21 protein-coding genes are annotated in these 25,071 nt (G+C 58.4%); 11 read left to right on the top strand and 10 right to left on the bottom strand.

The features are described 5' to 3' along the window. Positions 1-8: 8 nt before the first annotated feature. The 11 genes from mfd to D5270_RS05350 all read left to right on the top strand — a co-directional run bounded on the left by mfd (position 9) and on the right by D5270_RS05350 (position 13,588). Positions 9-3,473 carry a transcription-repair coupling factor gene (gene mfd, locus D5270_RS05300; RefSeq protein ID WP_166543099.1) on the top strand — a complete coding sequence of 1,155 codons (3,465 nt, stop codon included), beginning with the start codon at positions 9-11 and terminating at the stop codon, positions 3,471-3,473. Between the two features lie 109 nt (positions 3,474-3,582). Beyond that, positions 3,583-4,677 carry a hypothetical protein gene (locus D5270_RS05305; RefSeq protein WP_166543100.1) on the top strand — a complete coding sequence of 365 codons (1,095 nt, stop codon included), beginning with the start codon at positions 3,583-3,585 and terminating at the stop codon, positions 4,675-4,677. Between the two features lie 283 nt (positions 4,678-4,960). After that, positions 4,961-5,278, top strand: coding sequence for a hypothetical protein (locus tag D5270_RS05310; RefSeq protein ID WP_166543101.1), 318 nt, complete (start codon positions 4,961-4,963; stop codon positions 5,276-5,278). A 17-nt stretch (positions 5,279-5,295) separates the two neighbouring features. Then, positions 5,296-7,320 (top strand): V-type ATP synthase subunit I, encoded by a 2,025-nt coding sequence (locus tag D5270_RS05315; protein ID WP_166543102.1) that lies wholly within the window; start codon positions 5,296-5,298, stop codon positions 7,318-7,320. 3 nt (positions 7,321-7,323) lie between these two features. Beyond that, positions 7,324-7,815, top strand: coding sequence for a V-type ATP synthase subunit K (locus D5270_RS05320; protein WP_166543103.1), 492 nt, complete (start codon positions 7,324-7,326; stop codon positions 7,813-7,815). Positions 7,816-7,854: 39 nt separating this feature from the next. Then, positions 7,855-8,448 carry a V-type ATP synthase subunit E gene (locus D5270_RS05325; RefSeq protein ID WP_166543104.1) on the top strand — a complete coding sequence of 198 codons (594 nt, stop codon included), beginning with the start codon at positions 7,855-7,857 and terminating at the stop codon, positions 8,446-8,448. A gap of 28 nt (positions 8,449-8,476) precedes the next feature. Beyond that, entirely contained in the window at positions 8,477-9,439 is a 963-nt protein-coding gene (locus D5270_RS05330) for a V0D/AC39 family V-type ATPase subunit (RefSeq protein ID WP_166543105.1), read from the top strand. Continuing rightward, positions 9,432-9,752, top strand: coding sequence for a V-type ATP synthase subunit F (locus tag D5270_RS05335; RefSeq protein WP_161471985.1), 321 nt, complete (start codon positions 9,432-9,434; stop codon positions 9,750-9,752). Before D5270_RS05330 ends, D5270_RS05335 begins: the two co-directional genes overlap by 8 nt. A 30-nt stretch (positions 9,753-9,782) precedes the next feature. Next, entirely contained in the window at positions 9,783-11,552 is a 1,770-nt protein-coding gene (locus D5270_RS05340; RefSeq protein ID WP_166543106.1) for a V-type ATP synthase subunit A, read from the top strand. Beyond that, on the top strand, positions 11,552-12,925 hold the full coding sequence (locus tag D5270_RS05345; protein ID WP_166543107.1) for a V-type ATP synthase subunit B: 1,374 nt from the start codon (positions 11,552-11,554) through the stop codon (positions 12,923-12,925). The genes D5270_RS05340 and D5270_RS05345 overlap by 1 nt, the downstream gene beginning before the upstream one ends. Before the next feature lie 6 nt (positions 12,926-12,931). Beyond that, entirely contained in the window at positions 12,932-13,588 is a 657-nt protein-coding gene (locus D5270_RS05350; RefSeq protein WP_166543108.1) for a V-type ATP synthase subunit D, read from the top strand. Between the two features lie 43 nt (positions 13,589-13,631). On the opposite strand, the gene gluQRS is transcribed toward D5270_RS05350, so the two are convergent. The 10 genes from gluQRS to D5270_RS05400 form a co-directional block, all read right to left on the bottom strand. Beyond that, positions 13,632-14,570, bottom strand: a complete 939-nt coding sequence (gene gluQRS / locus D5270_RS05355) for a tRNA glutamyl-Q(34) synthetase GluQRS (protein WP_166543334.1) — start codon at positions 14,568-14,570, stop codon at positions 13,632-13,634. After that, entirely contained in the window at positions 14,563-15,822 is a 1,260-nt protein-coding gene (locus tag D5270_RS05360; protein WP_166543109.1) for a competence/damage-inducible protein A, read from the bottom strand. The genes gluQRS and D5270_RS05360 overlap by 8 nt, the downstream gene beginning before the upstream one ends. Positions 15,823-15,840: 18 nt before the next feature. After that, a complete protein-coding gene (locus D5270_RS05365; protein ID WP_166543110.1) occupies positions 15,841-16,281 on the bottom strand; it encodes a GNAT family N-acetyltransferase in 441 nt (146 codons plus the stop codon). A 16-nt stretch (positions 16,282-16,297) separates the two neighbouring features. Continuing rightward, positions 16,298-17,167, bottom strand: a complete 870-nt coding sequence (locus tag D5270_RS05370) for a GNAT family N-acetyltransferase (RefSeq protein WP_166543111.1) — start codon at positions 17,165-17,167, stop codon at positions 16,298-16,300. A gap of 2 nt (positions 17,168-17,169) precedes the next feature. Further along, the gene (thiI, locus tag D5270_RS05375; RefSeq protein WP_166543112.1) at positions 17,170-18,360 is read right to left on the bottom strand and encodes a tRNA uracil 4-sulfurtransferase ThiI; all 1,191 of its coding nucleotides are present in this window, start codon (positions 18,358-18,360) and stop codon (positions 17,170-17,172) included. A gap of 3 nt (positions 18,361-18,363) precedes the next feature. Beyond that, on the bottom strand, positions 18,364-19,062 hold the full coding sequence (locus tag D5270_RS05380; protein ID WP_166543113.1) for an HAD family hydrolase: 699 nt from the start codon (positions 19,060-19,062) through the stop codon (positions 18,364-18,366). Position 19,063: 1 nt separating this feature from the next. Then, positions 19,064-20,197, bottom strand: coding sequence for a cysteine desulfurase family protein (locus tag D5270_RS05385; protein ID WP_166543114.1), 1,134 nt, complete (start codon positions 20,195-20,197; stop codon positions 19,064-19,066). 17 nt (positions 20,198-20,214) lie between these two features. After that, a complete protein-coding gene (locus tag D5270_RS05390) occupies positions 20,215-21,225 on the bottom strand; it encodes a D-2-hydroxyacid dehydrogenase (protein WP_166543115.1) in 1,011 nt (336 codons plus the stop codon). A 19-nt stretch (positions 21,226-21,244) separates the two neighbouring features. Beyond that, a complete protein-coding gene (locus D5270_RS05395; protein ID WP_166543116.1) occupies positions 21,245-23,158 on the bottom strand; it encodes an NAD(+) synthase in 1,914 nt (637 codons plus the stop codon). Positions 23,159-23,251: 93 nt separating this feature from the next. After that, a complete protein-coding gene (locus D5270_RS05400) occupies positions 23,252-24,841 on the bottom strand; it encodes a VanW family protein (protein ID WP_166543117.1) in 1,590 nt (529 codons plus the stop codon). Positions 24,842-25,071 lie beyond the last annotated feature (230 nt).

The following is a 25,071-nucleotide window of genomic DNA, read 5'->3' on the forward strand; positions in this document are numbered from 1 at the left end:
TCAATACTATGAAATCAATTTTTTCAGCCCTCAACCGCTCCCCCGAATATACCCAGCTGCAAAAGGCCCTGAAGTCAGGGGCGGTCCCCGCCGTAGCCGCCGGGATATCAGGGGTGCATAAATGCGTATTAACCGCCGGGCTCCTGAAGGAGTCCGGCCTAAAGGCGCTTATTATCGCCGCCGACGAGGCCGAGGCCCAGCGCTTCACCGAGGACCTGCAAAACCTTGGGCTGCACCCAGCCAATTATCCCCTGCGGGATTTCAACTTCCGGGACTCCGCCGTGTCCTCCCACGAGTACGAGCGCCAGCGCCTGGAGGCTCTCTCCCGCCTGCAAAACGGCTCCTGCGACTGCATAGTGAGCTGTATAGACGCCGCTCTGCAGTTCACACTTGGCCCTGAGGAGCTCAGCCGGCGGCTCTTTACCCTCAGCTCCGGCCAGCCTCTCGCCATTGACGAGCTCATCTCGGCCCTCACCTCCTGCGGCTACACCCGTGAGGCCCAGATAGAGGGCCCGGGCCAGTTCAGCCGCCGGGGGGGCATAGTGGACTTTTTCTCCCCCAGCGCCCCGCTGCCGGTGCGCGTCGAGTTCTGGGGCGACGAGATAGACTCACTCTCAAGCTTCGACCCAGAGACCCAGCGCCGCACCGACCCTTTAGACGAGGTAACCCTTGCCCCATGCACCGAGGTCATCCCTCAGAACACCCCGGCGCTTATAAAGAAAATAGAAACCCTCTCTAAGGCTCTCCGGGGCAAGCGTGCTCCAAAGGCAAGGGAGATACTTCTTTCCGAAGCCCAGAAGCTTACAGACGGCCTTCACATCGGCTCCATGGATAAATTCATCCCCCTGGTATACGAGCGTCCCGCCACACTGTTCGACTATTTCAGTGAGAAAGACAGCCTGATTGTCTTCTCCGAGGGCAGCAGGCTCAAGGACCGTGTGCGCACCACCCTTATGCAGTGGTCCGAGGACCTCACCTCATATCTTGAGGACGGTTTACTGTGCCGTGGCCTGGACAAATACTCCGAGACCTGGGAGTATGCCCTCACACAGGCCCAGCGGGTCCCCAGCGTCTTTATGGACGTATTCGCCCGGGGCACCTATGAGATTCCCACTAAAACCCTCGTCAATATAACCGTCCGGCAGTTCCCGGCCTGGGGCGGCGGGGTACAGCTTTTGCAGGAGGACCTCTCGGCCTTGCTGCGCCAGGGGCGGGCCTGCGTTGTGCTCTCGGGCACAGAGCGGGCGGGCAGGGCCCTTGCAGACGACTTAAAGCAGTCCGGGCTCCCGGCGGCGTATATTGAAAACCCCTCCACCGCTGCCAAGGGCACAGTCACAGTCACCCCCGGCTCCCTCTCGGCAGGCTTCGACTGGCCGGACGCCGGGCTGTCCCTTATAGCCCGGGGCAGAACCGCCGCCCGGGCCGCCAGAAAGATAAAGAAAAATAAGAACTCAAAGGAGATTTCCAGCCTCTCAGAGCTCGGCTCCGGGGACTACGTGGTACACGCCACCCACGGCATCGGCATCTTCGAGGGCATACACAAGGTGGAGATGAACGGCGTGGAAAAGGATTATATCCTCATACGCTACGCAAAAAACGACTCTTTATACGTGCCTGTCACCCAGCTTGACATGGTGTCAAAATATATAGGCCCAAGGGAGGACTCCGGGATAAAGCTCAGCCGTCTGGGCGGCGCGGACTGGCAGCAGAAGAAGCAGCGGGTCCGGGCGGCGGTGAAGGACATCGCAAAGGAGCTCATACAGCTCTACGCCCAGCGTATGCAGCAGGAGGGCTTCCCCTTCCCCGAGGACGGCGATTGGCAGCGGGACTTCGAGGGCCGCTTTGAGTTTGAGGAGACCGAGGACCAGCTGCGCTGTGTCAACGAGATAAAGTCCGACATGGAGCGCGCCGTGCCCATGGACCGCCTGCTCTGCGGCGACGTGGGCTTTGGAAAAACCGAGGTTGCCCTGCGTGCGGCCTTTAAGTGCGTCACCGGGGGCAAGCAGTGCGCCATCCTGGTTCCCACCACTATTCTGGCCTGGCAGCACTATCAGACGATTTTAAGGCGCATGGAGGGCTTCCCCATAGACGTGGAGCTATTGTCCCGCTTCCGCACCCCGAAGCAGCAGGACGAGACCCTCAGGCGCTTAAAGCGCGGGGCCGTGGACATTATTGTGGGCACCCACCGGCTGGTGAGCAAGGACGTGCGCTTCAAGGACTTGGGCCTTGTGATAATCGACGAGGAGCAGCGCTTCGGCGTGGCCCAGAAGGAAAAGCTGAAAACCCTCTGCAGCACGGCGGACGTGCTCACCCTCTCCGCTACCCCCATCCCCCGCACCCTCAACATGGCCCTCTCCGGCATAAGGGATATGTCGGTTATCGAGGAGGCCCCCCAGGACCGCCACCCGGTGCAGACCTACGTGATGGAGCACGATAACGGCGTGATATACGACGCCATAAGGAGGGAGCTCCGCCGGGGCGGGCAGGTATACTACCTTCACAACGACACCGCCTCCATATCCCGCACAGCCGCAAGGCTCCAGGAGGCCATACCCGAGGCGAGGGTGGGCTTCGGCCACGGCAAAATGGAGGAGGAGGAGCTCTCGGAGGTCTGGCGGCAGCTTTTAGACCATGAGATAGACATTCTGGTCTGCACGACTATAATAGAGACCGGCGTGGACGTGCCCAGCGCCAACACCCTTATAATAGAGAACGCGGACAGGATGGGCCTATCACAGCTCCACCAGCTTAGGGGCCGCGTGGGCCGCAGCAACCGCCGGGCCTATGCCTATCTCACCTATACCCCCAATAAATCCCTCCAGGAGATAGCCCAGAAGCGGCTCTCGGCTATCAGGGAGTTCACCGAGTTCGGCTCGGGCTTCAAGATAGCCATGCGGGATTTGGAGATACGCGGCGCCGGCAATGTCCTTGGCGGCGAGCAGCACGGGCATATGGAGGCCGTGGGCTACGACATGTACGTGAAGCTTTTAAACGAGGCCGTGAGCCTTATGAAGGGCGAGGAGATAAAAGCCCCCGTAGACGAGGGCTGCACAGTGGATATGCAGGTTTCGGCCCATATCCCAGAGGACTATATCGACAGCATAGACCTGCGCCTGGAGGTCTACCGCAAGATAGCGGGGGTCCAGGACCAGGAGGACGCTATGGACGTGACCGACGAGCTCATCGACCGCTTCGGCGAGCCCCCGGAGGCTGTGCGCGGGCTCATAGACATAGCCCTTCTGAGAGGCATGGCGGCAGGCCTTGGCATAAACGAGATAAAGCAGCAGAACGACTCCCTGCTCCTCTACCAGCGGCAGGTGGACATGGCCCAGGTCGGAAAGCTTGTAAAGGCCATGAACGGCAGGGTCATGGTGAGCGCGGGCAGCAGGCCCTATCTCAGCGTAAAGCTCAGGGGCGGGGCCCCGCTGGAGGTGCTTTCCGGGGTTTTGAAAATCATGGTGGAAAACTTATAGACATTTGAGAAGTTTTGCGGTATAATAGGGAAGTTCCAGTTGAATTTAAGAAAAAACAGGCTTTTTATTTAAATATTTGACCTGTTTGAAAAGAAAGGACAGTGTATCTATGACAAAAATCTTCAAGCGCGCCGCCGCGGGGGTAATGGCCCTTGCCATGTGCGCGGGCCTTTCCGGCTGCTACAGCGAAAACAATACCTGGGCCGTAAAGTCCGGCGACACCACCCTGCCCATCGGCGGCTACATCTACTACCTCTCCAGCGCCTACTCCGAGGCCGCAGGCAAGTTGGGGACCGAGGCCGAGGTGCTGAAATCCGACGTGGAGGGCCAGAACTCCTCTGATTGGATAAAATCCAGGGCCACAGACTATCTCTACTCCTACTGCTACGTGAACGATAAGTTCAATGAGCTGGGCCTCACTCTCGACGAGGATGACCTGGACTCCGTTGACTATGTAACCTCCAATATGTGGGGCTACTATAAAGAGCCTTTCGAGGATATGGGCATTGCAGAGAGCTCATTTGAGGAGGCCTACTCCGTCTATAACTCCAAGCTCACAAAGCTTCTGCACACCATGTACGGCAAGGGCGGCGAGCTGGAGCTTTCAGAAGACGAACTCCACGACCACTATATCGACAGCTATGTGTACTACCAGTACCTGTACGCCGACCTTACCATTACCGGCGACGAGGGCGAATCAGCCGAGATGGACGAGGACGAGAAGTCCGAGGTAAAGGAGTACCTGGAGGACCAGGCGAAGCTTATAAGTGACGGACGCATAGACCTTGACACCGCCTCTGCAAACTACGCCAACTTCAAGGGTACCCAGCCCACCCTGGGCGAGCCCATAGCATACGCCAAAGACAGCCTGAACGACCTCTTTGCCGAGGCCCTTGAGCCCCTGAAGGACGGCGAGGCAGCCTTCGTTGAGACCGCCACCCGGTACTATATCGTCCAGAAGCTGGACATTGAGGAGGATTTCAAGGCCCTTCTGGAGGACGAATCCCGCCTGGGCAGTCTTCTCAGTGATATGAGGGGCAAGGACTTCTCCCAGTACACCATCGACCAGGGCAAGTCCATGGATATCCAGATAAACCAGAGCGCCATAAACAGTATCAAGCCCTCCAAGGTCGCGAAGATTATGGGCAAGAACGGTACCTCCTCCGGGGAGAGCTCCGAGAGTGAGAGCTCCTCTGCCGAGTAAACCTGGTAAAATTTTAATCGAGTAAAGCCTATGCCTGTCGGATTGGGGTAATCCCCCTTTATTCCGACAGGCTTTTCTCTCTATCTTGTCTTTCGTGCGCCTGTGTAGACAGCGCATAGTGTTATAACGATTTTTACTCCCTGTTTTATAATTTTAGTTTTGACTTTTGGGAATATAAGGGGTATAATATGCTTGTGTCTGTGTACCTATATTTATTGGGGCGCACAGCGCACCTAACAGTATTAAAACTACTTTGAGGCTATTCAGCAGGAGGTGAAGAAGTTTGGCGAAAGAGACCATGCAGGCCATCAGCAACGCGGAGCTCAAGGCGCGGGACGTGGTGCTGCATGCTAAGGAGGAAGGCGAAAGGCTCACCGCCGAAGCCGTATCCCAGGGCGCGGAGGCCCTGAAAGCCGCCGTGAAGGAGGCCAAGAAAAAGGCCGACGTACTCTGCGGCGTGGCCCGGGCAGACGCGGAGAAGACCCGCACCGCCGTCCGGGAGCAGACCCTCTCTCAGCAGAAGGAGCTGCGCCAGTCCGCGGGGGCAAACAGCGCCCGTGTAGCGGAAGAAATCCGCAAAATCGTTTTGGGCAAGGCCTAAAGGAGGTTCGATGCAGAATGGCGGTAGTGGAAATGAAGCGCATACATGTTTACGCGCTGAAGAACAACCGCAAAAAGATTCTTGAAATGCTGCAGCGCAGGGCCGCCGTTGAGGTCAGCTTCCCCAAGGGTACAGACGAGGAATTGGGGAAGGGTCCCTTCGCTCAGACGGATACGGCCTCTGCACGGCAGACATTCGAGAAAAACGCTCAGCTCATCAACTCCGCAGTGGAGGTGCTCGACACCTACGCCTCCTTTAATAAGTCCATGCTCGCCATGCTCGAGGGCCGTAAGGGCATAGGCGTGCGGGAGTATGATGAGACAGCCAAAGGCGCCCCGGAGCTCAATAAAACAGCCTCCAGGATAAGCGCCCTCGGCAAGCGCATTACGGACCAGCAGGCGGAGATTGCGAGGCTCGAGGCCCAAATCGACGCCCTAAAGCCCTGGATGGGCCTGGACGTGTCCATGCGCACCATCGGCACAGGCTCCACCAGCGTCTTCATCGGCAGCTTCCCCGAGGAGCTCACCGAAGGGGCGATAAAGGCCCGCATAGCTGAGAGCGCCCCGGAGATTGAGGGCGTGGAGGTTGAGGTGGTGAGCACACAGCCCCAGCAGACCTGCGTGTTTGTGGTGTGCCTTGGAAAGTACGGAATTAAGCTTGAGGCGGCCCTTAGGGGCATGGGCTTCACCTACCCCGCCGCCCCCAGCAAGACGGCTCCACCCGAGAGGGTAAAGGAGCTTCGGGAGCGCATTAAGAAGGCCGAAGAGGAGATAGAGTCCGCAAAGCAGGAGATAATGTCCTACGCCGAAAAGCGTGAGGAGCTGCTCTTCACCGCCGACTACTACACCATGCGCGCCGACAAGTACCAGGTCTTAGGCGAGCTCTGGCAGAGCCGGCACGTGTTCTATCTCACCGGCTATATCGACGCCTCGGAAGCCGACGGCCTGAAGCAGGCCCTGGAGCAGAAGTACGACGCCCTCGTGGAGCTTGAGACCCCCTCCGAGGACGAGGAACTGCCCATTAAGCTTAAAAACGGCTTCTTCGGGGCCCCTGTTGAAGGGGTGCTTGAGGGCTACAGCCTTCCCGGAAAATGGGAGGTTGACCCCTCTAAGGTAATGTGCGTGTTCTACTATGTGCTCTTTGGCATGATGCTCTCAGACGCGGCATACGGTTTTCTTATCTCCCTTGCCTGCGGTATCGTGCTCTTAAAGTTCAAAAACATAGAAGAGGGCCTGCGAAAGACCATGCGCATGTTCTTCTTCTGTGGCATATCCACCATGTTCTGGGGCGTAATGTTCGGCAGCTACTTCGGAGACGCCATCCCGGTCATCACCAGGACATTCTTCGGCAGCGAGATAACCGTGCCGCCCCTATGGTTTGCGCCCCTGGATGACCCAATGAGGCTGATGCTTTTCAGCTTCCTCCTGGGCATAATCCACCTGTTCGCAGGCCTTGCAATGCAGATATACCAGCTCTGCCGCCGGGGCAAGTACCTTGACGCACTATATGACAGCGGATTCTGGTACATGCTTGTGGGCGGGCTTATCATCGCCCTGGTGGGCAGCGACATGTTCAAGGACATGATGAGCCTTGACCTGCCCATTCCGTCCGCCGTCATTACCATAGCCCTGGTGCTGGCGGCTATAGGGGCCGTGGGCATTATCGCCACAAGCGGCCGTGAGAGCCGCGGCTTCAAGCGCCTCCTAAAGGGCCTCTACGGCCTCTACGGCGTGTCCAGCTGGCTCTCGGACATTCTGTCCTATTCCCGCCTTCTGGCCCTCGGGCTTGCCACCGGCGTTATCGCCCAGGTGTTCAACATGCTTGGCACCATGGCAGGCGGCGGCATTATAGGCGTGGTACTCTTTATACTTGTGTTCGTCATCGGGCACGTGCTGAACCTGCTCATCAACCTGCTGGGAGCATACGTACATACCAACCGCTTGCAGTACGTGGAGTTCTTCGGCAAGTTCTATGAGGGCGGCGGGCGCAAATTCGAGCCCTTTGCCGCAAATACTAAACACTTCAAGATTACGGAGGAATAACAAATGGAAAACTTTGATTGGAATGCTTTAGGCGTTGTGTTCGCGCTGCTGGGCGCTGTCCTGGCGGCTCTCATGGGCGGCATCGGCTCCGCCATCGGCGTAGGCATGACCGGCCAGGCCGCTGCCGGCGTTGTGACCGAGGACCCCTCCAAGTTCGGTAAGGTTCTTATCCTGCAGCTGCTGCCCGGCACCCAGGGCATCTACGGCCTTCTAATCGGCTTCGTTACCCTCACTCAGATTGGCATCCTGGGCGGCGAGGCCCCCACCACTCTGGCTAAGGGCCTTCTGTACCTGGCCGCCTGCCTGCCCATGGCAATCGTCGGCATGGTCTCCGCAAAGTGGCAGGCCAAGGCCTCTGTCTCCTCTATCAGCCTGGTTGCAAAGAAGCCTGACCAGTTCGGTAAGTCCATGATTTTCCCCGCCATGGTCGAGACCTACGCGGTTCTGGCCCTGCTTATCTCCATCCTCTCCATCACCAGCATCGCTTCCCTGTAATTCAGGCGTGCCGATACATAAGAGAGAGGAGGTAGACCTATGACCGGACTGGATTCAATCATCAGCCAGATAGCCGGTGACGGCCAGAAAGAGGCCGAAGAAATACTCAGCGAGGCTAAAAAGAAGGCTGAAGAGATAGCTGAGGAGGCCAAGGCCAAGGGCGCCGAGCAGGTGCGGGCGGTATTAAAGGACGGCGAGCGCCGGGCCCAGGACATCAGGGACCGCGCCAAGTCCGCCGCAGAGCTGGAGCAGAGGAACCAAATGCTGGTGTTCAAGCAGCAGCTTATCGGCGAGACCGTGGACGCTGCCCGGAAGTCCTTCGAGGAGGCCCCGGACGCCCAGTATTTTGACACCCTTCTGGCCCTTTACACCCGCTTTGCCCGGGAGGGCCAGGGTGAGCTGCACCTGAACCAAAGGGACCTTGACCGCCTGCCGGACGACTTCTTAGCCCGGATGCGCAAGGCAGTCCCCGGGGCCCAGGTCACCATTTCCCCCAAGGCCCATGACGTGGAGAGCGGTTTCCTGCTGGTATACGGCGGTGTGGACATCAACTGCACCTTCCGTGCCATCTTCGAGGACGCCTACGAGGAGCTGAGGGATACGGCGGGCAAGCTGCTGTTCCCCACGGCATGAGTACGCCCCAAGAAAGGAAACTGCCTCTATGACTGAAGAATATATCTACGCGGTGGCAAGGGTGCGCTCAAGGGAGCTTAATCTTCTCAGCCGCCAGGACGTGGACCAGCTTATGGCCTGCAGGACCTATGACGAGTGCCTGCGGACATTGTCAGACAAGGGCTGGGGCGACGGCGACCCCTCCGCTGAGGCAATTTTAGCCGCTGAGGAGGAAAAGACCTGGGCCTTTATCCACGAGCTGACGGACGACCTGACCCCCTTTAAGGTGCTCCTGTACCCCACCGACTATAATAACCTGAAGGCCGCCGTCAAGGCGGTGGTCACCGGCGTCGAGCCACGGGACGTGTTTCTGCCCGGCGGCGCCGTGGACCCGGAGCTTATGCTGCGCTGCGTCAGGGAGGGCGACTTTTCCGAGCTGCCCGAGACCATGGCGGCTGCGGCGGACGAGGCCTATCACACCCTGCTTCAGACCGAGGACGGCCAGCTCTGTGACGTGATACTTGACAGGGCCTGCATTGCTGACCTTTTGCAGTGCGGCAGGGAGAGCGGGGTAGAGATACTCCGCGACTACGCCGAGCTGACGGCGGCTGTCTCCGACATAAAGATAGCCGTGCGCGCCTGCAAGACCGGCAAGAGCCGTGCGTTTTTAGACGCTGCCCTGGCCCCCTGCGGGACCCTGGACGCGTCCTCACTGGCGGTTGCGGCCTGCAAGAGCCTTGACGACCTGTTCGCCTACCTGTCGGTCACGCCCTACGGTGAGGCCGCGGAAAAGCTCAGGGAGTCCTATTCCGCCTTTGAAAAATACTGCGACGACAGGGTCATGGACCTTATCAAGGAGCAGAAGATGAACCCCTTCACTGTGGGACCGCTTTTCGCCTATGTGCTGGCAAGAAGGAACGAAATCAGCACCGTGCGAATCATACTCTCCGGCAAGCTCAACGAGCTGGACGACGGCATGATTCGGGAAAGACTGAGGGATATGTATGTATAAGATTGCAGTTTTGGGCGACCGCGACAGCATTTACGGCTTCGCGGCCCTGGGGCTGGAGGTCTTCCCTGTCCCCAGTGGCGAGGAGGGCGCCAGGACCCTTAGAAGGCTCTCTGAACAGGACTATGCCGTGGTATACGTCACCGAGGCCCTGGCCGCGGAAATGCCCGCCGAGCTTGAGCGCTGCCGTGAGAGCCTGATGCCTGCCGTCATCCCCATCCCCGGGGTACACGGAAACACCGGCATGGGTATCGACATGGTGAAGCGCTCGGTGGAGCAGGCCGTGGGCTCAGACATTATTTTCAACGGCAACTAAAATAATACGAGAAAAAGGTGATCGGTAAACATGAGTAATGGTACCATCAAAAAAATAGCCGGACCTCTCGTTATCGCCAAGGGCATGCGCGACGCCAACATGTTCGACGTGGTGCGCGTCAGTGAGCGCCGCCTTATCGGCGAGATAATTGAGATACACGGCGACGAGGCCTCCATCCAGGTTTACGAGGAGACCTCCGGCCTGGCCCCCGGGGAGCCTGTAGAGTCTACAGGCGTGCCCATGAGCGTGGAGCTTGGGCCCGGCCTTATCACCAGCATATACGACGGCATCCAGCGCCCGCTGGATGACATAATGAAGATTTCCGGCAACAACCTCCAGCGCGGCGTCGAGGTCCCCTCCCTTAAAAGGGACCTGGAATGGGACTTTGTGCCCACCAAGAAGACCGGTGACGCAGTACAGCCCGGCGACATCATCGGCACCGTTCAGGAGACCGAGGTCGTCTCTCACAAAATCATGGTCCCCGTTGGCATTGAGGGCCAGATAACCGAGATAAAGGCCGGAAAGTACAAGGTCACCGACATGGTGGCTACTGTGGAGACCAAGGACGGCCCCAAGAAGGTTGGCCTCATGCAGAAGTGGCCCGTCCGTCAGGGCCGCCCCTATAAGCAGAAGCTCTCCCCCAACATGCCCCTTGTCACCGGCCAGCGCGTGGTCGATACCATGTTCCCCATCGCGAGGGGCGGTGTGGCGGCTGTTCCCGGCCCCTTCGGCTCCGGCAAGACCGTTATCCAGCACCAGCTGGCTAAGTGGGCCGAGGCCGACATCGTGGTCTATATCGGCTGCGGCGAGCGCGGCAACGAGATGACCGACGTTCTCAACGAGTTCCCCGAGCTTATCGACCCCAAAACCGGCAAGTCCCTGATGGAGCGCACTGTGCTTATCGCCAATACCTCCGACATGCCTGTTGCGGCCCGCGAGGCCTCTGTGTACACCGGCATTACCATTGCCGAGTATTTCCGTGATATGGGCTATTCCGTGGCCCTGATGGCCGACTCCACCTCCCGCTGGGCCGAGGCCCTCCGCGAGATGTCCGGACGTCTTGAAGAGATGCCCGGCGAAGAAGGCTATCCCGCATACCTCGGCAGCCGTCTTGCCCAGTTCTACGAGCGTGCCGGCTCTGTTAAGACCCTGGGCGGCGAGGACCGTGAGGGCGCCCTGTCCGTTATCGGCGCCGTCTCCCCTCCCGGCGGCGACATCTCTGAGCCCGTTTCCCAGGCGACTCTGCGTATAGTTAAGGTGTTCTGGGGCCTTGATACCGCTCTTGCCCAGCAGCGCCACTTCCCCGCCATCAACTGGCTGACAAGCTACTCTCTGTATCTTGACGATATCGCCAACTGGTTCAACACCCACGTTGCTGAGGACTGGATTGACCTGCGCACAAAGCTTATGGGCCTGCTGCAGGACGAATCTGAGCTCCAGGAGATAGTGCAGCTGGTCGGTATGGACGCTCTGAGCGCCCCCGACCGTCTGAAGCTGGAGGCCGCCCGCTCTATCCGCGAGGACTTCCTGCACCAGAACTCCTTCGACGAAGTTGACACCTATACCTCCCTCGACAAGCAGCACAGGATGATGCAGCTGATAGCCGCCTACTACGACAAGGCCCTTGAGGCCCTCAACGCGGGCGCGGACATCCAGAAGCTCATCGACCTGCCTGTCAGAGAGCAGATAGGCCGCTATAAGTACACCCTGCCTGAGAATATAGCCTCCGCCTTCGACCAGGTGATGGCTGAGCTCGACAAGGAAGTAAACGAAGCTAAGAATGCAAAGGAGGACTTCTAATGCCAAAGGAATACAGGACTATCCAGGAAGTGGCAGGCCCTCTTATGCTGGTGCGCGACGTGGAGAACGTGGCCTACGATGAGCTTGCCGAGATAGAGCTGGCAAACGGCGAGCGCCGCCGCTGCCGCGTCCTGGAAATCAACGAGGGCAACGCCCTTGTGCAGCTGTTTGAAAATTCCACAGGTATCAACCTGTCCAATTCCAAGGTACGCTTTCTGGGCCACAGCATGGAGCTGGGCGTCAGCGAGGATATGCTGGGCCGCGTTTTCGACGGCCTGGGCCGCCCCATTGACGACGGACCCGAGATTCTCCCCGACATGCGGGTGGATATCAACGGCCTGCCCATGAACCCCGCCGCCCGGAACTATCCCCAGGAGTTCATACAGACCGGCGTTTCCGCTATCGACGGCCTGAACACCCTGGTCCGCGGCCAGAAGCTGCCTATCTTCTCCGCCTCCGGTCTGCCCCACGCCCAGCTGGCTGCCCAGATAGCCCGCCAGGCCAAGGTGCGCGGCACTAACGACCCCTTCGTAGTCGTCTTTGCCGCCATGGGCATTACCTTCGAGGAGTCCAACTTCTTCGTACAGAGCTTCCGTGAGACCGGAGCTATCGACCGCACAGTTATGTTTGTAAACCTGGCTAACGACCCCGCCGTTGAGCGTATCGCCACCCCCAAGATGGCCCTCACCGCCGCGGAGTACCTGGCCTTCCAGAAGAACATGCACGTGCTGGTAATTTTGACCGACATCACAAACTATGCCGACGCCCTGCGCGAGGTCTCCGCCGCCCGTAAGGAGGTCCCCGGACGCCGCGGTTATCCCGGCTACATGTACACAGACCTTGCGACTCTTTACGAGCGCGCGGGCCGTCAGAAGGGCAAGAACGGCTCTATCACCATGATACCCATTCTCACCATGCCTGAGGGCGACAAGACCCACCCCATCCCCGACCTTACCGGCTACATCACCGAGGGCCAGATTATTCTGAGCCAGGAGCTGTACCGTAAGAACGTGACCCCGCCTATCGACGTGCTGCCCTCTCTGAGCCGTCTGAAGGATAAGGGAATCGGCGAGGGCCGTACCCGCGCCGACCACGCGGCTACCATGAACCAGCTGTTCGCGGCCTATGCCCGCGGCAAGGAGGCCAAGGAGCTGATGGTGGTGCTGGGTGAAGCAGCCCTGACGGATATCGACAAGCTCTACGCCAAGTTTGCGGACGCCTTCGAGAGCGAGTACGTCTCCCAGGGCTACACCGCCAACCGGGACATTGAGGAGACTCTGGACATCGGCTGGAAGCTTCTGTCCATCCTGCCCCGCTCGGAGCTCAAGCGTATTAACGACAAGTTCCTGGACCAGTATTACGGAAAGGTGTGATGCGCCTTGGCAAGTAAACAGATAACCCCTACCCGCATGGAGCTCACACGCCTGAAAAAGAAGCTGACCACCGCCACCCGGGGCCATAAGCTTCTCAAAGACAAGCGTGACGAGCTGATGCGCCAGTTTCTGGAGAAGGTGCGGGAGAATAAGTCCCTTCGCGAGCATGTGGAGAAGGGCATAGAGGCCGCCAACAAAAACTTCCTGCTGGCCCGGGCGGGTATGCAGGACCAGGTGCTGAACACTGCCATGCTGGCCCCCAAGCAGAGGGTCTCTGTAGAGGCCGGGATGGAGAACGTGATGAGCGTGGAAATCCCCACCTTCGACTTCAAGACCCGCACACCCGACCAGAACGATATCTTCTCCTACGGCTTCGCCTTCACCTCCAGCGATTTGGACGGAGCGGTGAAGTCCCTGGCCGACGTCTTCCCCGACATGCTCAAGCTCGCGGAGATTGAGAAATCCTGCCAGCTGATGGCTGTGGAGATAGAGAAGACCCGCCGCAGGGTAAACGCCCTGGAGCATGTTATGATACCTGAGCTTCAGGCCAATATCAAGTACATCTCCATGAAGCTGGACGAGAACGAGCGCTCTACCCAGATAAGGCTGATGAAGGTCAAGGACATGGTGCTCAAGGACGCGCACAACTACGAGACCTTCTAAATGGCATAAAGAAAGCAGGGTGAAAACCCTGCTTTTCCTTTGCCTAAAATAAATCCTTTGGGAGAAAAATATCCTCTTTTTTGACCTTTTCCCAGCTAAAACCGTCCAGGAGCTCCCGGGGGCTTGCCGCCTCCAGCCTGTCTGTAAGGCCTGCAAGATACCCTAGCCTGCCCACTATCTCCCCGGCGCTAAGCCTCTGCCGCAGGGAGTCCAGCCCCATATCCGCGTCCCTTTTTGACAGACGCCTGCCGTCCTCTGCCAGCAGCATGGGTATATGGGCAAACTCCGGCTCCTGCAGCCCTAAGAGCCTGTATAGATACAGCTGCCTTGGCACTGAGCTCAGCAAGTCTCGCCCCCGAACTACCTCTGTGACCCCCATGGCCCCGTCGTCGGCGACGACCGCCAGCTGATAGGCGAACACACCGTCGGAGCGCCGGAGAAGAAAGTCCCCGCAGTCTCTCTGTAAATCCTGCTCATACCAGCCGTAGTGCAAATCCTGAAACCCGACCCGGCCCTCTGCCCACAGCCTCATAGCGGGAGACCGTAACCTACTTTTCTCCCCAATCTCCCCCATTGACAGCCCGCGGCAGGCACCCTGATAGATATAGTCCCCGTCTGAAGCGTGGGGAGCGTCCGCGGCGTGGAGCTCGGCCCGGCTGCAAAAGCACGGGTATACAAGCCCTTGTTCTGTAAGCCTGTCAAGACACTCCTGATAGTACCCGCCGCGCTCCGACTGCCAATACGGTCCCTCGTCCCAGTCAAGCCCCAGGAACTCCAAATCCCGCATAAGCCGCTCGCCGAACTCAACGCTTGTGCGCTGGGTGTCAAGATTCTCCATGCGCATTATCATCCTGCCCCCCGCCGACCTCGCCGACAGCCACGCCAGCAGACAGCTGAAAAGGTTTCCCAGGTGCATACTGCCGCTTGGGGTAGGGGCAAAGCGGCCCACTGGACTTGAGGGGCTTGCCGCCTCCCTATTCATGCACTTCAATCACAGGCATTCCCGCCAGATACCTGCGCACCATGTCCAGGGCCTGGGACGCCGCACAGTGCCTGTGCCAGTCCCGGCTTTTGGTGCGGCCTATCGGGGAGCGCTTTGCCACCCAGGTATTTTTACCGTCGCTAAGGGCGATATATATGAGCCCCACCGGTTTCTCCGGCGTGCCGCCCTCAGGCCCGGCAATCCCGGTAATGCCAACCCCCAGGTCGCTTCCGCTTCGCCGCACGATTTCCTCTGCCATGGCCCTGGCGGTCTCCTCGCTGACGGCGCCGTGCTGCTCCAAAGTCTCGTGCGGAACGCCCAAGAGCTCCTCCTTAGCCTCATTTGCGTAGGTCACAACCCCCATATTAAACACCCCTGAGGACCCTGACACGTCTGTTATACGCTTACTCAGCAGCCCTCCGGTGCACGACTCGGCTGTGGCCAAAGTCTTCCCCTTCTCAGCCAGCTCCTTTACCACCAGCTCCTCAAGGCTGTTGACGTCAACGCTGTACACAAAGTTTCCCAGCCTGCTCCTAATCTCCTGAATCAGCGGCCCGCACATCCTGTCGGCCTCCTCATGGGTGTGAGCCTTGGCAGTTACCCGCAGGTAGCACTCGCCCTCATTGGCGTATGGGGCCAGAGTGGGGTTTTGGCTGTCCATCAAGTCGTCCATCATCTGGGCTACCGGGGCCTCGCCTCTGCCGTAGATATGCACATTATGCGATACGATTGTATACTCCTGACTCTTTTTAAGATAGGGCACGGCGTAATTATTCAGCATAGGCGTCAGCTCTGACGGCGGGCCCGGGAGCATGATTATTGTACAGCCGTTCTCCGCCTGAAACGCGCAGCCGGGGGCCGTGCCATTGTCGTTCTGCAGCACCGTGCACCCCTCCGGCAGCCAGGCCTGCTTCGCCTGGTTTTCGCTCACGTGCTGCTCATTGAAATAGTTCTGTATGCGCCTAAGGCTCTCCTCATGGAGCACCAGCTTCTTACCCGCCGCAGCCGCTGTGGTCTCCTTAGTCAGGTCGTCGGCAGTTGGCCCCAGGCCCCCGGTCATAATGAGCAGTCCGCTCCTGGCAATGGCCCCCTCAACCGCCTCCTTCAGGCGCTGAGGGTTGTCCCCTACCACACAAGTGTGCATAAGGTCTATGCCCAGCTCCGAGAGAGCCCGGGCAACGATTGCCGTGTCGGTGTTCACTACCGCCCCCAGAAGGAGCTCGGTGCCAACGGAAATTATTTCTGCGTTCATCCTGCTTTACCTCCTAAATTATATATCTCTGGCAAAAATATTGTCCAATTCTCCGCCATAGTTCTCCAGCTTGTCTATTTGCTGAAAGCCGTACCTCTCGTACAGCCCGATAATATCAGACGGTATAAAAGCCCTATGAAAACCGGCCTCGCCAGCATAACCACAGGCCGCCTCTACCAGCTTCCCGCATATGCCCCTTCCCCGGAAGCTCTCGTCCACAAACACCGTGCTTATCCAGGGGGAGTACCGATTCTCCGGGTAATAGTCGGTCTCCATGAGCGTGCAGAAGCCCACTATCTTCCCGCCGTCCAATGCGGCAAAAACACTCTCCCACTCTGTAAACGCACCGTCCCTCATTAGGTCCGCAAGGTGCTCCCCTGCGACCCAGGGGCAGCTCCTGGCGTATGCCATAAGCTCCCACCATAGGTCTGCCCCTGGCTCAGCCCTGACTACTTCCACAGCATATGCCCTCCTCTCACTTCTTCCAAAACGTCCACGGCACCCGCCGCTCATATCCAATCCTTGAATAGAACTCATTCCCGCCCCCGGTCATATGGGTGGCACCCAGCGGCTTCAGCCGCCTGTAGAGCTCCGACAGCGCCGCCGCGGCAATGCCCTTATGCCTGTACTCTGGCACGGTGCAAAGGGGCTCGAGATATGCCAGCCTGTTCTCCTTCACCCACCACATTCCGGCATAGCAGACGTACTCGCCCTTACTGTTCATCACTGCTAAAGCATATTTCGTGGTGGCGTGCGGGGCGTTTACCAGCTCAAAGGCGTACTCATACTCGCCGTTCCATGGCCCTTCCTCTGTTTCATGGTCAAAGCCCTTCCAGCAGCACTCGCAGGCCTTTGCCTCGTCCACGCCTCCCATTTCAGTAAAGCTATATCCCTCGGGGAGCCGGTACTCCAGTGGCTTTGAGCAGTCATATACCATACTATCATAGCCTCCGCACTGGGTGAAGCCCGCCGCTTTTGCAGCACTCTCAAACTCCCTCTGGTCCCCCACCAGCACCAGCTGCTGCCGGCCCTCTGTGCGGGGCATATGCCTCTCGGCGTACTCCACCATCTCCGGCGCAAGCTCCTCATAGCCCTCCCGCAGGCTGAAATATATCTCGCTCACCGGATTCTCGTGGAAGCAGAAGCCCACTATCTTCTCCCCGTCCTTCCATATCCTGCACCTATGCAGATAGGACTTGTCCATCCAGTCGGACACAAGTGCATACTCCCAAAAGGGCGCGGGCACGCCTCTCCACCGGGTTGATGAAAAGATGTCCAGCATGAACTGGTATATGTCCATATGGTCACTTAATATGCTGAACTGCTTTGTAGTTATATTTTTCATACTTATCTCCCCGCATTTTCATATGCGTTGACATACATAGTCTTCACATCCTCCAGCGCCTTTCTAAGCAGGGTCTCGCCGTCTATTGCCCCCTCGCCCCGCTCTACCATCTCCAGATTTGGCTTGGTGCGCGGGTGCTTGGGCGTAAAGATGGTGCAGCAGTCCTCATAGGGCTCTATGGAGATATCATAGGTGTCAATCCTCCTGGCAGTCTTCACAATCTCAGCCTTATCGCTGCCGATAAGCGGCCTGAACACCGGCATACTCACCACCGCGTCCGTGCAGGCTATGGCCTGGATGGTCTGGCTGGCCACCTGTCCCAGGCTCTCCCCGGTGATAAGCGCCAAGCAGCCCTCCTCCCGGGCTATGGCCTGGGCCGCCCGGAGCATGTACCGGCGCAGTATCACCGTCCCCAGCTCCTCGGGACAGCGGTCCCGAATCTCCTCCTGCAGGCGGGTGAGCTCCACGGTGATAAGCTTTATCCTCCCCGAATACTCGCTCACCTTTCTCAGCAGCCGCACTACCTTGTCATGGGCCAGCTCACTGGTGTATGGTGGGCTTGAAAAGTGTATAGCCGTCAGCTCCACCCCGCGCTTTGCCATGGTCCACGCGGCCACAGGGCTGTCCAGCCCCCCGCTTATAAGCACCGCCGCCTTTCCTCCGCAGCCCACAGGTATCCCTCCGGCCCCGGGCCGCGCGTCGGCGTGGACAAAGGCGTGCTCCTCCCGGACCTCCACCCACACGGTCACATCCGGCTCATGCACATCCACCCGCAGGTGAGGGTATTTCTCCAGCAGGTACGCCCCCACCCCGGCGGCTATCTCCGGTGATTTCAGCGGGAACTTCTTGTCGCTGCGCTTGCACTCGACCTTAAAGGTGTCTGCCAGCTCAAGCTCCTCCCGCAAATACGCCTCAGCACTCTCCTGTATTTTAGCCAGTTCCTTTTCAGCCGCCCCGGCCCTGGTATAGCCCACCGCGCCAAAGACCTTCGCACAGCGCTCCTCCGCCATGTCCATATCGGCGCTGTCATTAAGGGGCTCCACATAAATTGTGGACTGCCTTGAAGTTACCGAAAATTCCCCGGCGCTCACCAACCGGCGGCGTATACTCTTCATCATTATCTCCTCAAAGCTACGGCGGTTAAGCCCTTTGAGGGCTATCTCCCCCAGCTTCAGCAGTATGACCTCTCGCATAAATTACCTCCTGTTTCGCTCCACAAAATTCACCAGCTCCCTAAGGTTTCCGATGGTCCACTGGTCTTCGGGCTCTATGCCCTGCCTGTCCAAAAGAAAGGATGTAAAGCCCAGCTTCCTTGCCCCCTCGGCCTCGGGCCTGTAGTCGTCCACATACAGCGACTCCTCTGCTGTGACTCCCTGGGCCTCTAGGGCGGCGTTGAATATAATGGGGTCCGGCTTCTCCGCCCCCACTAAGGAGCTGGCGGTGAAGCTGGTGAAATACTTATGCAGCCCGCAGTCAAGTAAAGTCATCTCTAAGGACGGCGCGGAGTCGCTTATTACCCCCAGCTTATACCCCTTGAACTTAAAATATTCCAACACCTCAGCTGTCTCAGGGTATGGCAGCTTCTTTAAGTACCAGAGCTTTTCCACCAGCATATCAGCCCGCTCAGAGCGCTTCTCTGTTATACCCAGGTCGTCGAAAACATAGAGGTACCATTGCTTAAAGAACGCCATCTCCTCCTCCACCGTATGATACGGCGCAAAGGGGAAATTCCCCTTGAGCACCCGGTTAAAGACCTCCATGAAGTAGTCGTATGAGTTATTGAGATTCTTGCCGCTCCACTCTTTAATGCAGTTGTTGCGGAAAGCCGTCCACTCCGGGTCCCCCCGCACCAGGGTGCCGTCCCTGTCAAAGAAAACAGCCTTATACTTCCCCATTCTACCTCTCCTTTTCAAGGCTCGAAAGCCCTGCCCTCAGGCCCTCTATAAGGGCATATACATCCTCATCCGTGCTGAACCTGGAAAAGCTGACCCTCAGTGCCGAGGCCACCCGCTCCCGGGGAAGCCCCATGGCCTCCAGCACATGGCTGGGCTTTGCCCTCCCGCAGGCCGCCCCCGCAGACACATACACCCCTCTGCCCGCCAGAAAGTGCAACATGGTCTCCGCGCGCACCCCAACAGCCGACAGGTTTACAATATACGGCAGGCCGTCCTCCGGGGAGTTCACCTCAATGCCCGGAACCTCCTCCAGGCCCTTTAGCAAAAGCCCTCTCAGCGCACCTATCCTACCCAATGTCTCCGCCGCCCTGGGTGCCAGCCCAACAGCCGCTGCAAACGCCCCTATAAGCGGCAGGCTCTCCGTCCCGGAGCGGATACCGCGCTCCTGGCCGCCTCCGTGGACTATGGGCAGCAGCCGCACTCCCTTCTTCACATACAGGGCGCCTATGCCCTTAGGCCCGTGGATCTTATGCCCGCTTACCGTGCACAGGTCGGCTCCCAGGCCCTTCACGGTGAAGTCCAGCTTGCAGAAGCCCTGCACGCAGTCCGTATGCAGAAGCGCCGGAGCCTTTTTCCTCTTGATGGCCCTTGCCGCCGCCTGTACCGGCAGTATCGCCCCGGTCTCGTTATTACAGAGCATGAGGCTAACTAAAACAGTATCGTTCCTAATGGCCCTCTCAATCTCGTCAGGGCTTATATTCCCATTGGCCCCCGGGGAGAGATAGGCCACCTCAAACCCCTCGCTCTCCAGCTGCTTACAGGCATTCAGCACCGAATCATGCTCGATTTTAGTTGTGACAATATGCCGCCCCATGCGCTTTCTGGCCCGGGCCGCACCCAATACAGCCAGATTATTGGCCTCTGTGCCCCCGCCGGTAAAGATTATCTCCTCCGGCAGGGCTCCCAGTCTTCTGGCTATAGCCTCCCTTGCAGAGTCAAGCTCCTTCTTTGCCTGAAAGCCCATGCTGTGCAGAGAGGAGGGGTTGCCAAAGTCCGAGACCATCAGCCTCATGGCCTCTTCTGCTGCCTCTGGCAGCACCCGAGTGGTTGCGGAATTATCCAGATAATGTTCCATAATCTCCTGAAATCCCCTTAAAGCTTCCTGTAGCCGGTCTCAAAGTCCACCAAATTTTTCAGCTCCCCGCCGCTGAGGAAGCGGCTAAGGTTCTCAGTGAATATGTCCACTATCCTCTGGTGGGTCTCATATAGGTGGTACCCGCCGGACACATGGGGGGTGACAACAGCCGTGGGCAGCCCCCATAGCCTGTGCCCCTTGGGAAGCGGCTCCGGCTCGGTAACGTCCAGGCCCGCCCCGCCTATATGGCCGCTCTCTAAAGCGTCACAGAGCGCCTCGGTGTCAATAATATACCCCCGGCCCACGTTTAGCACCACAGCCCCGGGCTTCATCCTGCCTATCCGCTCCTTATCAAGCATTCCCCTGGTTTCGGGAGTCCCCGGCAGGGTCACCGCCACAACATCCGCCCTGGGCAGCAGCTCGTCCAGCTTCCCGGTCAGACGGACCTCATCGGCATAGCCGGGCTTACTGCCGTCCCTTCTGCGAAGGCCTATCACATAGGCTCCCATGGCCTTGCAGAGCTTCCCGAAGCTTCCGCCGATATCGCCCATGCCCATTATAAGCACCGTCGCACCAAGCAGGGTGCGCACCTCCCCCTGGCCCGCCCAGTCCTCTTTGAGCTGTGCGTCCCTATAAAGCTCCAGCTTCTTATATATCATCAGAAGCATTCCAAGCATATGCTCGGAGATAGCCAGGCCATAGGCCCCTGTGGCGTTTGTAAGCACAGCGCCCTCAGGCATGGTCCCGGGCGCGGTGTAAAACTCAACCCCGGCGCTGCTTGTCTGAAGCCATTTTAATTTTTTCGCGCCCTTCAAAATCTCCGGCCTTACATTGCCCAGTATTGCGTCCGCCCAGGCTATATCCTCCTCTGTCACCATATCCGCACTTAAAAGGTCCGGGAATGGCAGCGCGCCTCCCCGTCCGGAGGGCAGCGCCTCCCCAAGCCTGTAGCGCACCGAGGCGCCCTCCTGTTCCAAATCCTTCCTCTGCTTTTGTGACACGGGTATAGTCACTAAAATATTTTTCATAAGCTCACCTCAAATATAATTAAAGCCCCTCTATCTCTTTAAGCCAAACCGCGGAGCTGGCGTCGCTGGGCATACGCCAGTCTCCCCTTGGGGAAACGCTCACCGTGCCCACCTTGGGTCCGTCCGGTAGGCATGAGCGCTTGAACTGCTGGGAGAAGAACCGGCGGCAGAACACTTTCAGCCAGCCCTTTATGACCTCCGGCCCATACTCCCCCGCAAAGCTCCTGCAGGCCATGCGGTATATCTTCCCGGGCCCGAAGCCATGGCGCAGCAGCTGGTACAGGAAGAAGTCGTGGAGCTCATAGGGCCCCACCAGCTCCTCGGTCTTCTGGGATATTTCACCGTCCTTTGGCGGCAGCAGTTCCGGGCTCACCGGCGTGTCAAGCACGTCAAACAGCGCCTCTCCCAGCTTACCCCCAAGCCTCTGGGCCTCAAACCTCACCAAATGCCGCACAAGGGTCTTTGGCACATCTGCATTGACTCCGTACATGGACATATGGTCGCCGTTATAGGTGCTCCAGCCCAGGGCCAGCTCCGAAAGGTCCCCTGTGCCTATCATCAGGCCGTTCCTCTGGTTTGCCATGTCCATGAGCACCTGTGTGCGCTCCCTGGCCTGGGCATTCTCAAAGGCCGCGTCATAGTTCTCCGGGTCCTGACCGATATCCTCAAAATGGCTCAGCACCGTCTTCCCGATGGGTATCTCCTTAAAGTCTACCCCAAGCTCCCGGGCCATGACCTCGGCGTTGCGCTTAGTCCTCTCGGTGGTGCCGAAGCAGGGCATTGAGATTGTGAGTATCCCCTTCCTAGTAAGCCCCAGTATATCAAAAGCCCTCACAGTCACCAGCGCCGCCAAGGTGGAATCCAGCCCGCCGGAGAAGGCGATAAGGGCGTTCCTGCACCCGGTATGCCTTAACCTCGTCGCCAGCCCCTGGGCCTGCATGGTGAGTATAAGCTGGCACCTTTCACTGCGTATTGCCGGGTCACTGGGCACAAAGGGCTGCCTTGAGAAAGTGCGCTCCGGGCTATAGCGCTCAAGGGTCTCCTGCTTATACCCAAAGGGTATGCGGACGTACTCAGGCTCCCTCTCGCTCACCCAGGTGTTATTCCTCCTGCGCTCCTGCAATATCTTCTCAAGGTCCACCTCCGCTATAGTCAGCCCGGTGTCGAACAGCCGGCTCTCAGAGAGCACCGCGCCGTTCTCCGCGATAATATCGTGGCCCGCGAACACCATATCCCCGGTGGACTCCCCCTGTCCCGCGTCCGAGTACACATAGGCCCCTATAATATGCCCTGACCACATGCGCACCAGGTCCCGGCGGTACCCTGCCTTACCTGCCACCTCATCACTGCATGAGCTGTTAAATATCAGCGTGGCGCCGTTTTTGCACAGCCCCGCGCTTGGCGGCTCCGGCCCCCACAGGTCCTCGCAGATTTCCACCCCTGCTATGAGCTCCGGCACATTCTCACACTCAAACAGGAGCTTCCCGCCAAGCCATACCCGCTGCCCGCAGAAGACTGTTTCCCTTGGCTCTGGGGCCGGGGCAAAGTACCTGGCCTCGTAGAACTCCGAGTAGTTGGGTATAAAGCTCTTAACCGGCAGCCCCAAAAGCCTTCCCCGGTGGAACACCGCCGCCCCATTGTATAGGGACCCCTCCACCGCCACGGGGATTCCCAAAACGCAGAGTATGTCAAGCTCCTCTGTCTCCTCAAGTATCCTTCCAAGGGCCTCCTCAGCCGCCTTTATAAGGGCGCGGCTCCCGAACAAATCCCCGCAGGTATAGGCCGTCACCGCCAGCTCCGGCAGGCAGACCGCCCCGCAGCCCTTATCCGCCGCCTCCCTGATAAGCTCAACTATCCTTCCGGCGTTTACCTCCACATCCGCCACTTTAACCTGGGGCGTAGCCGCCGCCACCCTGAAAAAACCGTCACGCATAAGCCGCTTCTCCTCTCTTTTTGCTTATATTTTTACTCTTTATTTAACCGCAAAAAGGCCACAGGAGAGACCTGCAGCCTTTGGTATTACTGTTTATTCGCCGCCTTCGCCGCCGTCAACAGGAGGCTCTGGGGTGGGCTCCACCACCGGGGGCTCCGGCGTGGGCTCAGGTGTTGGCTCCGGAGTAGGTTCCGGCGTAGCCGTCACCACCGGGGGCGGCACAGGGGTCGGGCCGTCAGTGGGCTTTGGCTTCGGCGTGGGTACAGGTGAAGGGGAGGGCTTGGGGTCTGTAGTGCCGCTCTCCTTGCTGGTGTCCACCTTGGAGGTGTCCGTCCCGGGCCCCACCTTATATCTCTTGCCGGTAGAGCCATAGTAGGAATTTGGCAGTCCCTCCGTGCGTACCTGCTCGCCGTTCTTATAGTAAATCCTCCAGGCACTGGCATAATACCCCGGGTTCCCGCTGGTCTTCCTCACATACTGGCCCTTTGCAAGCGAGCTGTCAACCTCAAAGTCCACCGTGTCCCTGGGATTCTCATAGCCGGTCTGCTCAGAGCCCAGCTCTATATTGTCCCAGTCGTCGGGGAACACTCCGTAGAAGTTCACCGTCAGTGTCACGCCGTCCATCCACGAGGATATATATACCGGGTTCTTCAGGGAATTCCTAAACCTAAAATCTATGCTTCCATAATCCACTGTAGCGTCCAGGCCTATGGGACAGTAGCTGGAGGGGATGGCATGGCAGTCCCGCTCGATTATCTCCATCCCAGCCATAAGCGCCGCGTTATACACAGTCGTAGACCCCTGGCATATGCCGCCGCCGTAGACCTGTACGCTCATGCCGCCCACAAGCCCGGCCGCCGGGAGCCATCCCGCAGAGGGGTCTGTGCTGTCGCCGGTGGTCCCGTTATAGGAGAACTCCTGGCCGGGCTGCAGAATCGTGCCGTTCACCTTCGAGAGGGCCAGGGCCATATTGCTGTTGCCGTTGGAGTTATTGGTGGAGACGGTGCTGTAGGTAGAGAGCATCTTGAAGTTCTCCTCAAGGTACTTCTTCGTCACCTTGGGCTTGCTCTCCACAAACTCCGCCTGTATTGCCCCGCCGTGCTTCTGGGCCAATAGCTGCCTGACGTTTCTGAGGGTCGCCGCCAAATCTACCCTGCTGCCGGCCTGCTCCTCGGTAAAGACAAACTGGCCTGCGCTGGTGTCGAATTTTTCTATGGACGCGTCCTTGCCCTCCTGGAAGCAGGTCTTCGCCGCCTCGGTGAGCTTGCGCTCACCCTCAGGGGAGAGGTCCGCCACAAAGGGCAGCTCATACTTCTCGGCCTTGCCGCTCTCCAGCATATCCGGCAGGGACAGCTCCAGCACATCCTTTATAGTAAAGTCCCCGTCCTTTAACAACACTGTATCATCCTTAAAGGTGACGGTTATCTCCAGCCCATTGACGGCCTCCTCCATAGCGCCCTTTGCTATCTCCAGGGCCTCCTCCTTGGTCTTGCCGCCGATATTTATGCCGCCTATCTCCGTTCCCTCGGGGAACACTGTTCCGTTAGTCACTGAGGAAACCTCCGGCTCAGAGCTCTCCTCTGCGTCCTTCCCCTTGCACGCTCCTAATGTAAGCGCCAGCAGCACCGCTGCCGTAAACGCCCCTATCCTTCTCCAGTTAATTCCGCCGTCCCAATTCGCCATCGCCTTATCCTTCCTCCCGCTATTGGCGGGTAAGTTTCAATATAGTGCCTGTCCTATTATTATATACTGCCTTTTCGGAAATGTAAAGCCGGGAAACATATGAATTTGGTATCAATTTTGTTATATTTTTTTCCCATAATATATTATGGTTCCAAACTGCTTACAAATAACTTACGCTTTGTTAAAAAAGCTGGAAAGATTTTCACCTGCATGGTATAATCAGTTCAATA

The sequence above is a fragment of the Acutalibacter sp. 1XD8-36 genome (genome assembly GCF_009917525.1).
Classification (GTDB): Bacteria; Bacillota; Clostridia; order Oscillospirales; family Acutalibacteraceae; genus Acutalibacter.